The sequence below is a fragment of the Paenibacillus sp. FSL H7-0690 genome, assembly GCF_037980415.1.
GTDB lineage: Bacteria > Bacillota > Bacilli > Paenibacillales > Paenibacillaceae > Paenibacillus_AQ > Paenibacillus_AQ odorifer.
In genome coordinates, this window is sequence record NZ_CP150281.1 from 4657164 (window position 1) to 4675310 (window position 18147).

18 protein-coding genes are annotated in these 18147 nt (G+C 44.6%); 4 read left to right on the forward strand and 14 right to left on the reverse strand.

All coding sequences use genetic code 11. The features are described from left to right. Positions 1–156 precede the first annotated feature (156 nt). On the reverse strand, positions 157–759 hold the full coding sequence (gene leuD, locus MHI32_RS20520) for a 3-isopropylmalate dehydratase small subunit (RefSeq protein ID WP_340010712.1): 603 nt from the start codon (positions 757–759) through the stop codon (positions 157–159). 29 nt (positions 760–788) lie between these two features. Continuing rightward, a complete protein-coding gene (gene leuC, locus MHI32_RS20525; RefSeq protein WP_076127568.1) occupies positions 789–2213 on the reverse strand; it encodes a 3-isopropylmalate dehydratase large subunit in 1425 nt (474 codons plus the stop codon). A 618-nt stretch (positions 2214–2831) separates the two neighbouring features. On the opposite strand from leuC, the gene MHI32_RS20530 reads away from it, so the two are divergent. Then, a complete protein-coding gene (locus MHI32_RS20530; protein ID WP_076101451.1) occupies positions 2832–3743 on the forward strand; it encodes a LysR family transcriptional regulator in 912 nt (303 codons plus the stop codon). An 85-nt stretch (positions 3744–3828) separates the two neighbouring features. On the opposite strand, the gene MHI32_RS20535 is transcribed toward MHI32_RS20530, so the two are convergent. Next, positions 3829–4026: a hypothetical protein gene (locus MHI32_RS20535; protein ID WP_076308386.1), complete on the reverse strand. Its 198-nt coding sequence runs from the start codon at positions 4024–4026 to the stop codon at positions 3829–3831. Between the two features lie 432 nt (positions 4027–4458). Here MHI32_RS20535 and proB point away from each other — a divergent pair, with 432 nt between their 5' ends. The 3 genes from proB to proC are packed head-to-tail and all read left to right on the forward strand — an operon-like array spanning position 4459 to position 7765. Continuing rightward, on the forward strand, positions 4459–5562 hold the full coding sequence (gene proB / locus MHI32_RS20540) for a glutamate 5-kinase (RefSeq protein WP_076308387.1): 1104 nt from the start codon (positions 4459–4461) through the stop codon (positions 5560–5562). A gap of 36 nt (positions 5563–5598) precedes the next feature. Further along, entirely contained in the window at positions 5599–6846 is a 1248-nt protein-coding gene (locus MHI32_RS20545; RefSeq protein ID WP_340010713.1) for a glutamate-5-semialdehyde dehydrogenase, read from the forward strand. A gap of 49 nt (positions 6847–6895) precedes the next feature. After that, the gene (gene proC / locus MHI32_RS20550; RefSeq protein WP_340010715.1) at positions 6896–7765 is read left to right on the forward strand and encodes a pyrroline-5-carboxylate reductase; all 870 of its coding nucleotides are present in this window, start codon (positions 6896–6898) and stop codon (positions 7763–7765) included. Positions 7766–7817: 52 nt separating this feature from the next. On the opposite strand, the gene MHI32_RS20555 is transcribed toward proC, so the two are convergent. The 11 genes from MHI32_RS20555 to MHI32_RS20605 form a co-directional block, all read right to left on the reverse strand. Beyond that, a complete protein-coding gene (locus MHI32_RS20555; protein WP_081388300.1) occupies positions 7818–8543 on the reverse strand; it encodes a hypothetical protein in 726 nt (241 codons plus the stop codon). After that, on the reverse strand, positions 8540–9646 hold the full coding sequence (locus MHI32_RS20560; protein ID WP_076127557.1) for a hypothetical protein: 1107 nt from the start codon (positions 9644–9646) through the stop codon (positions 8540–8542). The genes MHI32_RS20555 and MHI32_RS20560 overlap by 4 nt, the downstream gene beginning before the upstream one ends. Before the next feature lie 15 nt (positions 9647–9661). Further along, positions 9662–10159, reverse strand: a complete 498-nt coding sequence (locus MHI32_RS20565) for a hypothetical protein (protein WP_339168831.1) — start codon at positions 10157–10159, stop codon at positions 9662–9664. Continuing rightward, positions 10150–10758, reverse strand: coding sequence for a sigma-70 family RNA polymerase sigma factor (locus MHI32_RS20570; protein ID WP_339174566.1), 609 nt, complete (start codon positions 10756–10758; stop codon positions 10150–10152). Before MHI32_RS20570 ends, MHI32_RS20565 begins: the two co-directional genes overlap by 10 nt. A 71-nt stretch (positions 10759–10829) precedes the next feature. Then, the gene (locus tag MHI32_RS20575) at positions 10830–11582 is read right to left on the reverse strand and encodes a DnaD domain-containing protein (protein WP_340010717.1); all 753 of its coding nucleotides are present in this window, start codon (positions 11580–11582) and stop codon (positions 10830–10832) included. A gap of 31 nt (positions 11583–11613) precedes the next feature. Beyond that, entirely contained in the window at positions 11614–12912 is a 1299-nt protein-coding gene (asnS, locus tag MHI32_RS20580) for an asparagine--tRNA ligase (protein WP_036676308.1), read from the reverse strand. Between the two features lie 21 nt (positions 12913–12933). Then, positions 12934–14142, reverse strand: a complete 1209-nt coding sequence (locus MHI32_RS20585; protein WP_036676305.1) for an acetate kinase — start codon at positions 14140–14142, stop codon at positions 12934–12936. Then, positions 14139–15011, reverse strand: coding sequence for a 3-hydroxyacyl-CoA dehydrogenase NAD-binding domain-containing protein (locus MHI32_RS20590; protein WP_036676304.1), 873 nt, complete (start codon positions 15009–15011; stop codon positions 14139–14141). The genes MHI32_RS20585 and MHI32_RS20590 overlap by 4 nt, the downstream gene beginning before the upstream one ends. Positions 15012–15144: 133 nt before the next feature. Continuing rightward, positions 15145–16647 carry an AAA family ATPase gene (locus tag MHI32_RS20595; protein ID WP_076276715.1) on the reverse strand — a complete coding sequence of 501 codons (1503 nt, stop codon included), beginning with the start codon at positions 16645–16647 and terminating at the stop codon, positions 15145–15147. After that, positions 16640–17182 (reverse strand): hypothetical protein, encoded by a 543-nt coding sequence (locus MHI32_RS20600; RefSeq protein WP_076127549.1) that lies wholly within the window; start codon positions 17180–17182, stop codon positions 16640–16642. Before MHI32_RS20600 ends, MHI32_RS20595 begins: the two co-directional genes overlap by 8 nt. Positions 17183–17593: 411 nt before the next feature. Further along, on the reverse strand, positions 17594–18112 hold the full coding sequence (locus MHI32_RS20605; RefSeq protein WP_076278333.1) for a DUF5590 domain-containing protein: 519 nt from the start codon (positions 18110–18112) through the stop codon (positions 17594–17596). Positions 18113–18147 lie beyond the last annotated feature (35 nt).

The window sequence follows — 18147 nt, forward strand, 5'->3', positions numbered from 1 at the left end:
AGATAAGTATTTAGACGACAGAAATCACCAAATGTTTCCTTAATGACCAATGAATATATCGATTATAGCAAAAAAACTTCTATTTCCGACACCCGGAAATAGAAGTTTTGCGTATTTTTTGTAAAGTTTAAGAATCAGACCAGTTATATCCTCTTTTTAAGAGAATAGCTTTGCAGCATGACGCTCTTCATAAGCAGCAATTTCATCCGCATGTTGAAGGGTCAAACCGATATCATCCAAGCCTTGCAGCAGGAATTGACGACGGTGCTCATCCAGATCAAAGCTGATGCTCAGTCCGATTTCATCTTGTAAAGCGTTGTTCTCAAGATCAACTGTCAGCTTGTAGTCCTCATGCTCAGCTGTCCGTTTGAACAATTCATCCACTTGCTCTTCCGAAAGCTTAATCGGCAGAATGCCGTTCTTAAAGCAGTTATTGTAGAAGATATCCGCATAAGAAGGTGCAATTACAACTCTGAACCCGTAATCCATAATCGCCCATGGTGCATGCTCCCGAGAGGATCCACAACCAAAGTTAGCACGTGAGATCAGAACAGAAGCCCCTTGATAACGTGGTTTATTCATTTCGAAGGCTGGATTATCATTACCTTCTTCATCAAAACGCCATTCATAGAACAAAAACTGTCCAAATCCCGTCCGTTCAATCCGTTTCAAAAACTGTTTTGGAATAATCGCATCCGTATCTACATTTACCCGGTCAACCGGTGCAACAATTCCTGTTAATTTTTTAAAAGCATCCATAGTTTTATCCTCCCGTGTTCTCTCTAGTTCTATGAGCTGACGGCTTCCGTCTTATAATTCCAATCACGTACATCAGTGAAACGACCTTTGATCGCAGCTGCGGCTGCCATAGCTGGAGATACAAGATGTGTACGTCCTCCGCGTCCTTGGCGTCCTTCAAAGTTACGGTTCGAGGTAGATGCACAGCGTTGTCCAGGCTGCAGAACATCCGGGTTCATGGCCAAGCACATGCTGCATCCCGCTTCACGCCATTCAAAGCCAGCGTCAGTAAAGACTTTATCAAGTCCTTCTTTCTCAGCCTGCATCTTAACACGGCCCGAGCCAGGAACAACAATGGCAGTAACCTTTTCAGACACCTTATGACCTTTAGCTACCACTGCTGCAGCTCTCAAATCTTCGATCCGTCCGTTAGTGCAGGAACCGATAAATACATAATCGATCGGAATTTCAGAAATAGGTGTTCCAGGAGTCAAATCCATATATTCAAGCGCTTTTTCAGCAGCTTTACGTTCATTTTCAGTGGTGAAGTCCGCCGGATTCGGTACGCTGGAGTTGATGTCAGTTCCCATGCCCGGGCTAGTCCCCCAGGTCACTTGTGGAATCAATGTTTCCACATCAAATTCAACAACCGTATCGTACTGGGCGCCCTCGTCACTTACAAGACTCTTCCATGCTTCTACAGCAGCATCATAAGCTTCGCCTTGCGGTACGTATTGACGTCCACGCAGATAATTAAAAGTAGTTTCATCAGGGGCAATCAAGCCAGCTCTTGCTCCGCCTTCGATCGACATATTGCAGACAGTCATACGTTCTTCCATCGACAATTCACGAATAGCTTCGCCTGTATACTCAATTACATAACCTGTGGCAAAATCAGTACCGTATTTAGCAATAACACCAAGGATCATATCTTTTGCTGTTACGCCAGGGTTGCGTTTGCCTGTAAAGCGTACTTCCATAGTCTTAGCTTTGGATTGCTGCAAACATTGGGTAGCCATTACATGTTCAACTTCACTAGTTCCGATACCGAATGCCAGCGCGCCGAATGCACCATGCGTGGAGGTATGGCTGTCGCCGCAAACGATAGTTTTTCCAGGATGTGTCAAGCCGATTTCAGGACCCATTACGTGTACGACGCCTTGATCAATATCATTCAGATCGAACAGTCTTACACCAAAATCAGCACAGTTCTTAGAAAGGGTATCAATTTGTTGCTTAGAGATTGGATCTTTAATGTTAAAACGATCTTTAGTTGGTACGTTATGATCCATCGTTGCGAAGGTCAGCTCAGGACGGCGAACCTTCCGGTTGCTGAGGCGAAGCCCTTCAAAAGCCTGCGGAGAAGTAACTTCATGAACCAAATGCAGATCAATATAAATAATGCTAGGTTTACCTTCCTCTTGATGAATAACGTGATTCTCCCAAATCTTCTCAAACATTGTCTTGTTGCTCATAATTTCACCTCATTAATAGAATCGTTCATTGGAAGAGAGCGTGGAGTCTCTCTTGAATGATCTAAATATAACACCCCTGTCTTTATAATTCCAAGATATGATATCTATAAAAGTGATAGTCTGAACCTATAAGCTGAGTTAGGGTATATTGAGGCACAATATGTAGGTGCAATGCGCAAGCTTGAATATGTAGGAGCGTTGCGTAACCGGGATGTGTAGGAGCATTTAGTTGTATTTTGTACAGCTATATTCCTGTGAATCATTCGTTAATAGATATAACTGTATTTTGTGCAGCTATTTTCTTGAATTATCACCCTATAGCTGGGAACTCTGGTTTTTAGTTGTATAGAATACACTTAAAACCAAAATCATCCCTTTTGCATACGAAATAGCTGCACAGAATGCAGTTATCTCATAGATACTCTCAAGATCCGGCGCAATAAATATATTGTGAGAGGATATCGGATACTTCGATCAGTGTAGTAGGGATAATTCTTGAAAACAGGCCCGGCAAATTCTGGGGAGTGAAGAAGTGAATGCTCTTTCGGGTTGCCTATACAAAACTATAATCCAATAGGATATACTTATAAGTAAATCATTTCCCTAAGGAGTCCATATATGGAACTGAGACAACTGCAGTATGTGCTGCAAATCGCAGCCGAAAAAAACTTCTCACGTGCAGCGGACAAGCTGCATATTGCCCAGCCCTCGCTCAGCCAGCAGCTTTCCAAACTGGAAAAAGAGCTCGGCGTAATGCTTTTTCAGCGTAATACCAGCTCAGTTGAGCTGACCTACGCAGGTTCTAAATTCGTTGAACAAGCCCAGATTATCATTGACGCAGTGGAGCTGCTGCGACAAGAGATGTCCGACATATCAGAACTGCGCACTGGACGTGTAGTTGTGGGCAGTATGCCGATTACAGGAGCACATCTTCTGCCGCATGTGCTTCCAGTTTTCAAACAAAATTATCCTGAGGTAGAAATTACGCTGCTAGAAGACTCGTCGATGAACCTAGAGAAGCTCACGGCAAGTGGTCAGACCGATTTAAGCCTGCTCTCCTTACCCCTCGAAATTCCTGCTCTAGCTTATGAAGAGCTTGGAGAGGAAAGAATTGATCTTGCCGTCCCTCCTGAACATCCGCTCGCTAAACGAATCTTAGATGGAACACGGACCTCACTTGAAGAGCTTAAGGACGAACCTTTCATCGTACTTAAGGAAGGTCAGGGCTTCCGCAAAATGACTGTGGAGCTGTGCCGGAAAGCCGGATTCGAGCCACGAATCGTTTTCGAGAGCAATAATATGGAAACCGTTCAATCCCTAGTGGCAACAGGTATGGGCGTGACTCTTGTTCCTCGTTTTATCGCTCGTGCACCGCGGAGTGAATTTGTTCCAGTCTACTTACCGCTCGCTGATCCGGTGCCTAGTCGTACGCTAGTTGTAGCATATCGACGCGGACGATATTTATCCAAGGCCGCAAAGGCTTTTGTAGAAACATTCAAATCAACCGTGTCTGAATTAACGGAAGAATAGAATATATACAAATAAAGTGCCCCAGTAACCATTCGCGTGGTTGCCGGGGCACTTTTTCAGGTAAACCTCTTTTAACAGTACTAGATTATTTACGCAAATTACGCTGTGTAATCAGGCGGTTCTGATCATCCGACACACGTGCTTTACTTGAATCAGCCAATCCCTTATCAATTGGAGCCCCGGTGTGCTCTTCCACAAATTCACGAGTCACACTATTCTGAAGCTCTGCTACTTCGTTTGAATCTTGATTCTGTCCCTGCTCGGCATTGTTGTCTTTAGTCAATTTAATCCACCTCCTGGTAACAGATTATAAGTTCTTTACCCCTTCTCTTTGAGGTTAAACATAATATATAGAGCTTTCTGCATGAAGAAATATATCCTACGTTTTCCCTTTGCAATGCAACCAGCTCCATGGTATTCTATTGAAAATAAGTGAAACGTGCAGACGGGACCAGTAAGAATGAGTCTAACCGCGCCTAGAGAGTAGATTCCGACAGGCTGAAAGAATTTACCGCGGTTTTCGTTCCGAATCCTACCCCCGAGCGGCCTGTGTCTAACAGGACGGATCCTCCCGTTATGAGAATGAAGTCGGATGATCCCTCATCAATGAAGGTGGTACCGCGGAAGTTTATAAGCTTTCGTCCTTTGCTAAGTCTAAGGATGGGGGCTTTTTGTTGTTTTCAGGACTTAATAAACGAAGAGGATGTGGATAGAAATGATGACGCGAATCGTGGTCAAAATAGGCAGCAGCTCGCTGACCGGACCCGAGGGCGGCTTGAATCGTGAAGCAGTCTCCTTTTTTGCCTCAGAGATTGCCGAGTTGAAGAAAAACGGCTGTGAGGTGTTGTTAGTAACCTCTGGTGCGGTAGCCGCCGGCTTCCGCAGTATCGGTTATCCAGCACGTCCGAAGCTGCTGCATGAGAAGCAGGCCGCTGCGGCTGTGGGTCAGGTACTGCTGATGCAGGCTTATCAGGAAGCTTTTGCCCAGCATGGAATTACTACCGCGCAAATATTGCTGACTCGCACCGATTTCTGCAGCCGCAGAGCCATGAATAACGCTATGATGACTGTAGAAGAGCTACTTCGCCAAGGAGCGGTGCCCGTATTTAACGAGAATGACACTGTCTCCGTAGATGAACTGAAATTTGGCGATAATGATACCCTCTCTGCGCTCGTAGCTAACCTGTTAAAAGCCTCTAGACTGCTTGTTTTAACCGACATGGATGGTTTATACAGTGGAGATCCCCGCAAGCATCCGGATGCTGTCCGTTATCAGTTCGTAGATGACATTACACCAGAGATATATGCTATTGCTGGTGGAGCTGGCTCTAGTGTTGGAACAGGCGGTATGCGATCCAAAATCGATGCGGCCAAAATTGCTACTCGGGGTGGTGTTCCTGTCTTTGTCGGAAGAGCCACCGAACCTGGTGATTTACAGCTTGCTGCAACGGGAGAAGGCAGGGGCACTTATTTTGCAACAAAGCTATCCTCTCTTCCCGTCAAAAAACAATGGCTAGGCTTTATGTCTACCCCTCTCGGCTCCCTATACGTGGACGAAGGGGCTGTAGAAGCTTTGCTACATGGCGGACACAGCCTGTTGCCTGTAGGCGTCAAACAGACAGAAGGTAGTTTTCACGCAGGAGATGTTGTAGAAGTCCTTGGACCCGACTCCAAATTGCTTGGACGTGGGATTGTAAATTACGATGATGCTCAGCTGCGCAGCATTCAAGGTCTGCCAAGCCGTGAAATTGTACCGAAGCTGGGAGAAGTACACCGGCTTGAGGTCATTCACCGTGACGAATGGATTACACTGAGATAAGCATTTTTTTCAATTCAAATATAGGGAGGAACCGTCATGAGTGAAGTTATTAATAAGAGTAAATTAGCCAAGGAGACAACAGGAGTTCTAGCAAGCTTAACAACTGGCCAGAAGAATGAAGCACTGCTGGGCATGGCCGATGCACTTCGCCGCGAAGCTCCCGCCATTATCACCGCCAATGCGGAGGATTTGGAACGAGGAAGACTTAATGGAACTCCGGAATCCATGCTCGACCGGCTGGCATTAGATGTTGACCGGATTAACAGCATTGCCGAAGGTTTGCAACAAATCGCTGTATTACCGGACCCTATCGGTGACACGCTAGAAAGCATTGAACGTCCTAACGGCCTCAACATCCAGAAGCTGCGTGTTCCGCTTGGTGTGATCGGCATCATCTACGAAGCACGTCCCAATGTGACTGTTGATGCTGCGGGTCTATGTCTTAAAACCGGCAACGCTGTTGTGCTGCGCGGGGGCTCCTCTGCCCTGTCCTCCAACCGTAAAATTGTCGAGGTTCTGCACAATGCTCTTGCTGAAACCTCAATGCCGCCTAACGCGCTTCAGCTGATTGAAGACCCAAATCGTTCTTCAGTAGATGAAATGCTAAAGCTGAACGGACTTTTAGATGTGATTATCCCGCGCGGAGGCAGCTCTCTTATTCAAAATGTAGTCCTTAACGCAACCGTTCCCGTAATTGAAACTGGAGCAGGCATCTGCCATACTTATCTCGACGCAACTGCCTTGCCAGAAATGGCACAGGACATTAGTTTAAATGCCAAAGCTCAGCGCCCTTCGGTATGTAACTCTATGGAAACACTACTCGTTCATCAGGATTACGCGAGCAAATATCTGTTATCCTTAGCCGAAGCATTCCGTGAGGTTCATGTAGAACTTCGTGGCTGTCAACAAACCATCTCTCTTGTCCCATGGGTATTACCTGCAACCGTAGAAGACTATGCTACAGAATACAATGATTATATCCTTAATATTAGAATCGTCAGTGATATGGAAGAAGCTATGCAGCATATCGCCCAGTATGGCACGAAACATTCGGAATGTATCGTAACGGAAGATCAGGAGAACGCCACACGCTTTTTACAAGAAGTGGATGCTGCCGCTGTTTATCACAATGCCTCAACCCGCTTCACGGATGGCTTTGAATTTGGATTCGGTGCAGAGATTGGTATTAGTACCCAGAAACTCCACGCTCGTGGCCCGATGGGTCTGCCTGCACTAACTTCAACCAAATATAAGATCTACGGAACGGGACAAATTCGGGGTTAGTATACACGTTTAAGTATTCTATCACACAACTTTTAGGAGGATTTTAGCCATGTGTCAGCAACCTTCAGTTCCACTCATGAATCATAATATTGTTTTTTATGGCGCAGGCTCCATGGCAGAAGCCATCGTTCGCGGGATGATTAGCCGCAATATCGTAAAGCCCGATAATGTCATCATGCTCAATCGCAGCAGCAGTGAACGTCTGGCAGAATTAAAAAGCCGTTATGGTGTAATAGGCACAAATGATCCCGAACAAAAAGTAGAATACCTACGTAACGCACCAGTAATAGTACTGGCAATGAAACCTAAAGATGCTGCAGAATCCTTACGCGGACTAGGCCCGCTTCTTTCTCTGGATCAGATTGTAGTTTCTGTCATTGCAGGTCTATCTATTCGAACCATGCAAGGTCTACTTGGCAAAGCACAGCCTATTGTTCGCACAATGCCTAACACCTCCAGTTCCATCGGTCTGGGTGCCACTGGTCTAGCCTTCTCCAAAGAAGTAGACGAAAGAGGCCGTCGCCTTGCTCTTAATATCTTTGAGGCTGTCGGGCTTACAACAGTCATTGATGAGGAACGTATGGAAACCTTGACCGGAATTTCAGGCAGCGGGCCTGCGTATATCTATTACATGATGGAAGCCATGATCGCCGCTGGTATCCGTGGTGGGCTGCCACTTGATCAAAGCACCGAATTAACTGTTCAAACTGTGCTGGGAGCTGCCCGAATGGTACAACAGACGGGAGAAGAACCCGCAGCACTTCGTAAGAAGGTTACTTCCCCTAACGGTTCAACACAAGCAGCTATAGAAGTGCTTGAACGAGGGGAATTCTTTGAAACTGTGATTGCTGCCGTTAACCGATGTGCCGAGCGCTCACGTGAAATGGGTGCTGCCCTAGAGAAAGAGCTTCGTTCTTAATCAAAAAAAGATCGCAGCCCATCCCCTCATCGGGTGGGAAGCGATCTTTTTTTTACCTTGTTACAACATTTCCATAATTATCTCTTACGATTACCTTTAGATTTACAGGAGCCGCAACGGTCACGTTCAACGCATTCCTGGAGTTATCGAATACTAGATGTCTAGGTATGTCTCCTAAGATAACGTAAAATGTGTCTCCGACTTGCTTAGTTTGCAACAGCCGCTTCTCTTGCTCTTGCTTGAGTTGCCCTTCTGCCGTGGAATAACTCCCAAATACATTCAACTCGTTCCCAGCCGTTCGATCAACCATAATTCCATAAGGTTCGGCAGCCTGGATTATAAGTGTGCCTACACCCTGTGGAACATTCCCCTTCCATTCCGGCAAGGAATAATTCTCCTCCGTAGAGGAGATCACATGTCGAAGTTCTTGTGTTAATCCTAAAGAGCTGACTCCTGCGAATACTAAACAGCACACTGCCAGAAATCCGACGAACAGAACACTTAGCACATCATAGTACATTTTCCCTTTACCACGGAACCATAAGGTGTAAATTACAATTTCTAAACCAAGTAAGATAAAAATGAGCGGCCACCAAGCAAGTGTTGTCTCGAACACATCCGCTCCTTTCCACTGCGAGACCATTATTAATGCCCCGAGAAATAAAAGGCTCAGTCCCATCGACAACGTACCTACACGCCAACTTCTAGATTTCCCTTCGTTCACTGGAAACTCGCTAGTTACCATGACTCCCGGCTCTACTTCTACTGGATTATTCAAGATTGACCCCCCGCCCCTTTTCTGCCTTTATTATTCTTACTTCCAGTCATCAGCTTCACCCCACCACCAATCAATAACACGGAGACGACAATGGTCTTAAAATATTCATTTACGCGATATTCCAGCCGCCATTCTGGAAATCTGATATCGATGGCAGGAACTGCGACATTCACAACAATAAAGTATAATCCGAGACACATCAGGACTGCTCCGAGCCAGCCTTGATGATTTAAGAAACCTTCGATAACCGGCTTATCCTGCAAAGGTTCACGTCCATATCGGCTAACTAACTGTAAGCCATCGAATAAGCTATAGAACCAAATGACCGGGATAAGGAAAAAGAGCAATGTTAACCGCAATAGATCCATGACATAGATACTTCCTAAGAAAAGAAGCATGAGCTGGAGCCCTCTTTTTTGCAGTCCCAGATACATCTGTCCAGCGCCAGGAAATGCGGATAGTAATGTCGCTAATACTTTGCTGCGTCGTCCTTCCTCACGTCCAGCCTCCATCTCTTCGAATAATGTGCGGTCAACAAGCATTTCTCCTGCTTGTTTACGATGGATCAACTGAACTGCATCAAACATGCAATACAGCCAAATTACTGGCAATACTCCAAACAGCAGCAAAAATGCATCACTCGAAGTAATTCCGGCCAAGAACAACATAACGGTCATGAATCCGAAAAAAGAAATCAGAAAGGATAGTCCACGCTGCATCAGCCCCATATGAAAATGACCCAATCCAGGAATGAAAGACAATAAGATGACATGCACACGTTCATTATCCTCCGTCTTTACGGGCATAGTAGAACTAAAATCCAGCATTGATCCATCAGGCGCTACAATTGGAGTGGGCATTTGCAGTAATTTAATCACCAGATGAATCATCGAAAGAATCCATAGAAGTAAGAATCCGATCACTCCCAATGCCAGAATTCCCTCATCCCCTTCAGCCATAGCAATTAAGAATGACATAAATAACACACCAAAGCTTAGCAAAAAATAAACAATCCCTTGTGGGCGTCTTCCCATATAATAATGACCTGCTCCAGGAATCATATTAAGAAAAAGACCCTTAATTTTATTACGCTGCTGTTGCATTGTTCATTTCTCCTCTCATTTCTGTCTTCCGTCCATAATCCGGCTCAACCATCCGCTGGTGGCTTGCATGAATTGTTCGCTATAAGATGGCGAATTATCTTTCTTAGGGACAATAAGCTCCATTTCACCCGTGAGTAACTTATCAAACATCCCGGAAGACATAATCAACAGCGTTAACGAAGCAGCAACGGCATAATGAAAGATTGTTTTATCATACCAGCGATAACGCCGTGATCCTTCTTCTTGCCCCGCTACTTCTTCTATGACTACTGAAGTTCTCACTGTAGCCACCCAATCTCCCATAACTCTCTCTGTAAAAGCAGACGAATTCTCCAATGAAGGCAGATCCTCCTTTAGCTCATCTAGCATCTCCATGTATGAAACAAATGTGTCTTCATCCTTGAGCAGCATTAGTTCCCATTCTTCTCGCTCTAAACTATTTTCTTGCCCTTCAAGATAAGCTTTTGCCTGCTCGCGGCGAATTAGGTTTTCTCCACTCTTCATCATAGCCATTCGTCCTCCTTCCAATGTTTTCGCATCCATTGTCTCGCCCTATATAGTCTGGACTCCACCGTCTTCAGAGTAATTTCATTTTCAGCAGCAATTTGCTCATATTTTTTATTTTCCAGATAATAAGCCACCATAATTTCCCGATGACCCTCCGGTAAATTGTTGATCTCACCCGACAGACGATTCATCCGGTCACGACGGACAACAGTGGCTAGTACATCCTCCTCATTTGAAGGTGTCTGGCTCAGCACAAGCTCATAGTCACCAGGTAACTCTCGTAGCCGATCACGTTTACGTTTGGCATCAATAGCCTTATTTAAGGCGATCCGCGTAATCCATGATTTTAAGCCTTGATAACGGTAGTCAGGGAGAGATCTATACATCTGAAGAAAAGCTTCCTGAGCAGCGTCTTCAGCCCCTTTGACTTCACGTAATACAGAATAGGTGATTTTGTATATGTGCTGACTGTATGTATTTACAAACTGGCGAAATGCATCTTCGTCTCCTTGGCAAATCCGCTTGATTAATAGCTCTTCCTCAATGACTCTCCCCTCCTTCCCACAGCAATAGACGCTGAGATCCTCGCCTACCCCTGCACTTATCTAAAAAAATAAAAAAAGAACCGTACAGACTCTAGCAATAGCTAAAGCAATACGGTTCTCTCCTAAACGATCTATCTTCCACCATTGCGGAATTTTTGTGTATACGTCTTAACATCCTGAGCGTTCTTGACCCGGTTACGGGCCCATTCCAGCAATATCCGGTCGATATAACGAAAATGAACCTTCCCCGCAAATACGGATTCCTTGAGTGCCAACAGAATCAGCTCCTCAGGATATCGGTCTTGATCCACCCAGCTGGAAATCGTCTCACATTCCATTGGAGACAGCGGGCGCCCGAATTCCTTCTCGAAAATACTGAATAGATTCCGGCTCTCCTCTTTATCTCCAAGTGAAGAAGGAGATGTGGGGGGAGTTCCGAATCCTCCACCTGACGCAGCAGCCCGGGGAGCTGATGTTGCATATGCCCCTTTGTCCTTATCTTGCTCATTTTCTTGTACAGCTGTCGCAAGATAAACACCTAGCTTTCCATATAGCCCTGAGAAATTGTAGCGTTCATAATGGATATCTCTTAGCTCATCGTTGTCTCCATCGATGCTAATGAAACCTTCCTTCATGAGCTTCTGCAATTCTCCGGCGAGAACGGAAATGCTACGACCAGTTACGACCTGAAGCTCCTCCAGAGAAGGGAACTCAATCCCTTCCACTTGCCTGAAGGAGAGCAGATGAATCAGCAGCATCGCTTCACTTCCGCTTAAATTCAGCTTCCGGTAATACTTCAGTAAAGCGTAAGGTATGACGGCCATTCCGTTCTCCAGACCGAAGGAGACGCCTTCGCTCCAGGTACTCCATGTCTTGCCGTCCATGTGCTTCCCCCTTTGTTCAAATCCTAAGAACTTATGGGTAGAGGCGGTACAGTGTACGTGGGAATGGAATAGTCTCACGTACATGGTCAAGACCACAGATCCAAGCTACAGTACGCTCAAGCCCAAGTCCAAAACCGGAGTGAGGTACAGATCCGTAAGTACGCAGATCCATGTACCATTTATAAGAGTCCATCGAAAGATTGTGCTCTTTATAACGCTCTTCAAGCAGCGCAGGATCATCGATCCGCTGTGAACCCCCAATAATCTCTCCATAACCTTCAGGAGCGATCATATCAGCACACAGTACGACTTCAGGACGATTTGGATCCGGCTTCATGTAGAACGCTTTGAATGAAGCAGGATAATGAGTAATAAATACAGGTTTATCGTATGCTTCAGCGATTGCTGTTTCATGAGGTGCACCAAAATCATCACCCCAAGCAATATCTTCAAAGCCTTTATCATTCAAGAACTTGATCGCATCGTCATAAGTAATGCGTGGGAATGGTGCTTTGATATTCTCCAGCTTGGAAATATCGCGGCCTACCGCTTCCAACTCCGCACGGCAATTCTTCAATACGGATTGCACTACGAAGCTAATAAACTCTTCCTGAACCTTCAAGCTTTCTTCATGATCTGTGAAGGCCATTTCCGGCTCGATCATCCAGAACTCGATCAAGTGGCGACGAGTCTTAGATTTCTCCGCACGGAAGGTTGGTCCAAAGGAATATACACGGCCCAGTGCCATAGCTGCAGCTTCCATGTACAATTGTCCACTTTGGGTCAGGTAAGCATCCTCATCGAAGTATTTCGTGTGGAACAAGTTAGTAGTTCCCTCTGCTGACGTTGGCGTCAGAATCGGAGGATCCACCTTTGTAAATCCGCTCTCGTTGAAGAACTGTTGGATTGCCCGGATAATCTCCGCACGAATAACCAGAACAGCCCGCTGCTTCGAGGCACGGAGCCAGAGGTGACGGTGATCCATCAAGAAATCAACGCCATGCTCTTTCGGAGTAATTGGATAATTCTCTGTAAGGTGCAGAACTTCAATTCCGGTAACAGTCATTTCAAAACCGGATTGACTGCGAGGCTCCTCACGAATAATACCGGTCACATACAATGAGCTTTCCTGTGTGAGGCTCTTAGCTGCATCCCATACCTCTTCAGGCACTTCTGATTTCACTACAACTCCCTGAATATAACCTGTACCATCGCGAAGCTGCAGGAACTGAATTTTACCACTGGAGCGCTTGTTGTTTACCCAACAACCGATAACAACACTTTCTCCAACATGTTCATTCACGTTCTTGATTACACTCTTGTTAGCCATGCCTTCAATCTCTCCTCTAATTTAGCCGTTAATTCCTTGCACAATACGGTTTGTATCACGTGCGATGACAAGTTCTTCGTTAGTCGGAACTACAAGCACCTGCACTTTGGAATCTACCGTAGAGATACGACGCGGGTCGCCGGAGCGAACTTTATTAGCTTCAACATCCAACTCAATACCCAGGAACGTAAGGTTATTTAGCAGTTTCTCACGTAGCAATGAAGCATTTTCACCAACACCAGCAGTGAATACGATAGCATCTACACCGTTCATAGCAGCCGCATAAGAACCGATATACTTGCGCAAGCGGTACTCATACATTTCAAAAGCTAGCGTGGAATTAGGCTCACCTTTTTCCATACCCTCAATAATATCACGCATATCACTGCTTACGCCCGAAATTGCTAGAAGTCCACTATGTTTGTTCAACATGGAGTTAACTTCGCCTACGGACAATTCTTCCTTGTTCATCACGTAAGGTACAATTGCTGGATCAAGATCACCACTGCGAGTACCCATCATCAAACCTTCCAGAGGAGTCATACCCATGGAAGTATCCACAGACACTCCATCTTGAACTGCAGTTACACTACCTCCGTTACCGATATGACAAGTAATGATCTTCAGATCTTCCAACGGACGCTCCAAGTACTCCGCAGCAGCTTTGCTTACGAAGTCGTGTGATGTACCGTGTGCGCCATAACGACGAACTTTATATTTATTGTACAGTACTCTAGGAATCGCGTACATATAAGCTTTTTCAGGCATTGTTTGATGGAATGCAGTATCGAATACAACAACCTGCGGTACACCCGGCATATTTACTTCAGAAGCCGTAATCCCCATCATTGCTGCTGGGTTATGCAGGGGTGCAAGGTCAAACAATTGACGAATTTTAGTCTTGGCATCAGCGTCCACAAGTGCGGAAGCTTTGAAGAATTCACCACCATGTACTACACGGTGACCCACAGCATTGATTTCTTTAATGGATTCAATAACGCCATGCTCTTTATCCGTTAGGCAAGCTAGAACTTTACGAATCGCTGTGTTATGCTCCAAAATTTCACTTACTTCTGTTACTTCAGCTTTACCAGTAGGTTTATGGTTCAGAATGGAGGAATCCATCCCGATACGTTCCACCAAACCTTTAGCCAAAACGGATTCATCAGCCATATTGTACAATTGATATTTTAAAGAAGAACTACCGGAGTTAATTACTAGAATATTCATATACGGTCACCATCCTTGTCGTACTGGAAGAAGCCTTCGCCTGATTTCATACCTAATTGTCCTGCACGCACCATCTTCTTAAGGATCGTGGAAGGACGATATTTCAGCTCACCATATTCACGGAACATATTTTCGAGTGCAGCAAGAACCGAATCCAGACCAAATCTGTCAGCCATTTCAAGCGGTCCATATTGGAATTGATAACCAATACGCATAGCATCGTCAATATCCTGTGCGGAGGCAACGCCCTCTTGCAGTACATGCATAGCTTCGTTGATAAACAAGCAAATGAGGCGTGATGTTACAAATCCTGGGGATTCATAAATCATTACACCTTTTTTCTCAACAATTTCATCAACAAAGGATTTTGTATCTTCAAAAGTAGCATCTGAAGTTTTCAGACCGCGTACAATTTCAACAAGATCCACTTTAGCTACAGGGTATATGAAATGCATTCCGATCACGCGTTCCGGATACATTGTAGAACTTGCAAGTTCAGTCAAGCTAAGTGTTGACGTATTGCTGGCAAGAATAATGTGGTTTGGACATACTTGATCCAGTTGATTCAATATTTTTTTCTTTTCTTCTAAATCCTCAACGATTGTTTCGATAACCATGTCACAAGAGCTCAGCTCTGCGAAATGTGTCACTTTTTGAATACGGCTAAGAATCAGCTTCTTCTCAGCTTGAGTGATCGCCCATTTCTCCAGTTGCTTATCTAGACTTGTCTCGATCATTTCGTAGGAGTAGTCCAGTTTCTCAGGGGTTTTCTCCACCAGCAATACATCCAGGCCCTTGGCTGCCAGCATTTCGGCAATCCCTTGTCCCATTGTGCCACCGCCGATGACACCAATTTTCTTGAAATTCATAAAAAAGTCTCCATCCTTTCAGGTATCTATACTTTTGTATTGTACCTTGTCTGTCGCAAAAATTTATAAAGCCCGACATATAATGATATCTTAGCATGCCTGAAAAGTAAAAAAAAATAACCAGCATAAATATTTATGCTGGTAAACGCACGCTGTCACGAAATTGACATCGAAATTGCTCTCCAGAGAGCACTTCTTCCTTCATTAAAATGTCAAGGGAGTAATCAAATACATTTCGTTGCTTTTCAAGGTGGTCGTGAGTACGTACCATCAATTCATCCAATATTTTACTGTTTTCCTTCATAAGCTCTTCAGTAGTAACCATTTCCAGCTTGGCGATACCCAACGAAGTCAATCCGGATTTCATCATGGTTTCGACAATATTCAGGGCCTGATCAAAATCGCCACGCGAACCTGTGCTTCGTCCGCCATAATACATTTCTTCTGCAGCCGCTCCACCAAGTGCGATCATAATCTGATCTTCTAGATAATCTTTAGTGTACAGATACTGCTCTTGTTGAGGATTGTGACGTACATAACCAAGGGCTTGCCCCCGCGGAGTCAGCGTAACCTGACTGACACTTCCCGGACGGAGCAGCTCAGCCATAATGGCATGTCCCAATTCATGGATTGCCACCCGCTTTTTCTCTTCGTGGTTTGTTTCTCTGTCCGTTTTTTCCCCCATCATAACCTTGTCAATCGCCATCGACAGATGCCGCTGCTCAACCTCTGTCAATTCCTCACGCATCATATAAATTGCTGCCTCATTCATAACACTTTCGAGCTGAGCACCGGAGAAACCATAGGCTTCTTCGGAAATTTTATCGAGGTTCACATTGGCATGAAGCGGCTTATTTTTGGCATGTAATTCGAGAATCGATCTGCGGCCTTTTTTATCAGGCATGTCCACTTGAATATGACGGTCAAACCGGCCAGGACGCAGCAATGCTGAATCAAGCATTTCTTTACGGTTAGTGGCTGCTACCAGTAGAATGCGTGGTGTTTCGTTGTTATAGATCCCGTCCATCTCAGTCAACAGCTGATTCAAGGTCTGATCATATTCTCGCTGCTGTCCGCCTTCACGCTTTCCGCCAATTACGTCAATTTCATCTATGAAAATAATAGCGCTTTGCTTGTTTTCCTTAAGGGCGCGGGTACGGGCATCCTTAAACAAATCGCGGATACGGCCGGCACCGACACCTACGTACATTTCTACAAACTCACTGCCTGATGCTGCCACAAATACAGAGTTCGTATAATGTGCTGCTGCTCTAGCCATAAGGGTCTTACCTGTTCCTGGAGGGCCTGTAAGCAGAATCCCTTTCAAAGGCCGAATCCCGAATTTGCTGATTTCCTCATGCCGGATCAAAAAATCCAACGCTTCACGAAGCTCCTGTTTTGCATTGTCTTGCCCGCCAATTTCTTCAAAAGTAAGCTTTGAAGGTCCATCCTTCTTGCGTTTCTTCCCGGCACCTGCATTTACCGCAAGTCCGCCTCTTAAATGAGCAATGATAAGTAACGCCGTGAGCATCCCAGCAGCAATTACAATCGGGAATATATTAATGCCTAGAAAAGCCATAAAAATAAACAAGACAGGAACAAATCCGATTAGAATTTCTTTAAGGTATTTAGGCATTATTCCATACCCCCAATGTCGCAGGTTTACGCGGCAAAATAATAAATTTGCTTTCTTTTCCATTACTCAAGCTTACATAGACATTATTGTCATCAATTTCTGTTGAGGCTATCACATTTTTATATTGTGGATATTGCGCTTTGAGTCCATCAAGTTCTGTGGGTATAAGTGTATATTTACGGCTCTCCATAGCTTCGGCTACAGAGAACATCGCTTTATCCCAGTATTCATCCAGCAGTTCACTGGAGTTCTGTTCTACATCAAGTTTTAGTGTACGTCCATCAATCATCGATTTTCCTTCTTGGGAGACGTACTGAACCAGTTCACGTAATTTCGTGCCTGGCTGGAGATCAAGTTTCAAAGTGACCTCATTGCGGTTAATACTGATATGAGAATTATTGACGCCCTCATATTGAGATACAATCTTCTGAAGTGGTTCCTGCATTGCAAACTGACGATACAAAAAGAAGCCACCAAACAATAGAGTAGCCGACAGTAGAGACGTTATCAGCACAGGTACAAGACGTAATTTCAAGAAACGTCCTCCTCTCAAAGATGACAAAATATAAAGCTCATTATAATAATTTATAGCTACTTGAGAGCTCATCAGAGAGACTGAAGTCTCTTATTGCTGTTCCTAATTACAAGTAGTAGTATATCACAGGTGTATATACTAATTTCAAAATAAATGTGAATATATTTAAAATTTAATTTTTTAAATATTTCCATCAATACCAAATAAATTCCTCACTTTCGACAAAACTGGCCTTGATTTTTAATCAATCGGCCTATTTTCGCATGTGAATTTAAGAGAATATTCGGTGATAACTACCCATTCAGTATATCACTTAGTATATCACTTTTGTACATCAAATAAATGTAAACAAGCGAACTTATAATAAGTTCGCTTGTTTACTATGCCACCCTTAATTTCCTTATGTTCAGCTTAACTTTTAGGTAAACTGTAACCTTCGCCCATTCGGGACCCATCCGAAAAGCGATAAAATTGATAATAATACCGACCGCTCTGATTATAAAAAAGCTGCCAAGCATACTCTCCGTTATATACTCCCGGCAGCAAGCGTTCAATCGTTATGTCCGGAAGATCAGCTTTGATAATGCCGCGTATTTGGGCTTCCGAGGTTCCTTTACTTAGTTCCTCAGCAAACACTGCGTCGTCGCCTTCAGCAAATTTTCCATCTACCGTAAAGCGGACCCAGACCATAAGAGCAGTCCCGGCTTCATTTTTCCCAGTTAATACCCAGTACACTGCATTTTCATCCCAAACCGATTTTTGTGCTTTGGTTACCTCTGTTAGACCCGCTCTGGTTTTGGCAACATCCTTAGCGATATCACGCTCGTTCCATTGATCTTTCATAATATAGGCATAGAACTGGATAAGTCCAAACCCCAGGAGCAGAATCAGAACTGACCCCAGGAGGATCCATTTTTTCCTTTTCTTCAAGGTACAGCTCCCTTTCTAGTAATATATCTTTTTTG

Bases quoted from the DNA above. Each gene is read 5' to 3' on its own strand.
- leuD (WP_340010712.1), bottom strand. From the start codon at position 759: ATGGATGCTTTTAAAAAATTAACAGGAATTGTTGCACCGGTTGACCGG.
- leuC (WP_076127568.1), bottom strand. From the start codon at position 2,213: ATGAGCAACAAGACAATGTTTGAGAAGATTTGGGAGAATCACGTTATT.
- MHI32_RS20530 (WP_076101451.1), top strand. From the start codon at position 2,832: ATGGAACTGAGACAACTGCAGTATGTGCTGCAAATCGCAGCCGAAAAA.
- proB (WP_076308387.1), top strand. From the start codon at position 4,459: ATGATGACGCGAATCGTGGTCAAAATAGGCAGCAGCTCGCTGACCGGA.
- MHI32_RS20545 (WP_340010713.1), top strand. From the start codon at position 5,599: ATGAGTGAAGTTATTAATAAGAGTAAATTAGCCAAGGAGACAACAGGA.
- proC (WP_340010715.1), top strand. From the start codon at position 6,896: ATGTGTCAGCAACCTTCAGTTCCACTCATGAATCATAATATTGTTTTT.
- MHI32_RS20560 (WP_076127557.1), bottom strand. From the start codon at position 9,646: ATGCAACAGCAGCGTAATAAAATTAAGGGTCTTTTTCTTAATATGATT.
- MHI32_RS20565 (WP_339168831.1), bottom strand. From the start codon at position 10,159: ATGGCTATGATGAAGAGTGGAGAAAACCTAATTCGCCGCGAGCAGGCA.
- MHI32_RS20575 (WP_340010717.1), bottom strand. From the start codon at position 11,582: ATGGACGGCAAGACATGGAGTACCTGGAGCGAAGGCGTCTCCTTCGGT.
- asnS (WP_036676308.1), bottom strand. From the start codon at position 12,912: ATGGCTAACAAGAGTGTAATCAAGAACGTGAATGAACATGTTGGAGAA.
- MHI32_RS20585 (WP_036676305.1), bottom strand. From the start codon at position 14,142: ATGAATATTCTAGTAATTAACTCCGGTAGTTCTTCTTTAAAATATCAA.
- MHI32_RS20590 (WP_036676304.1), bottom strand. From the start codon at position 15,011: ATGAATTTCAAGAAAATTGGTGTCATCGGCGGTGGCACAATGGGACAA.
- MHI32_RS20595 (WP_076276715.1), bottom strand. From the start codon at position 16,647: ATGCCTAAATACCTTAAAGAAATTCTAATCGGATTTGTTCCTGTCTTG.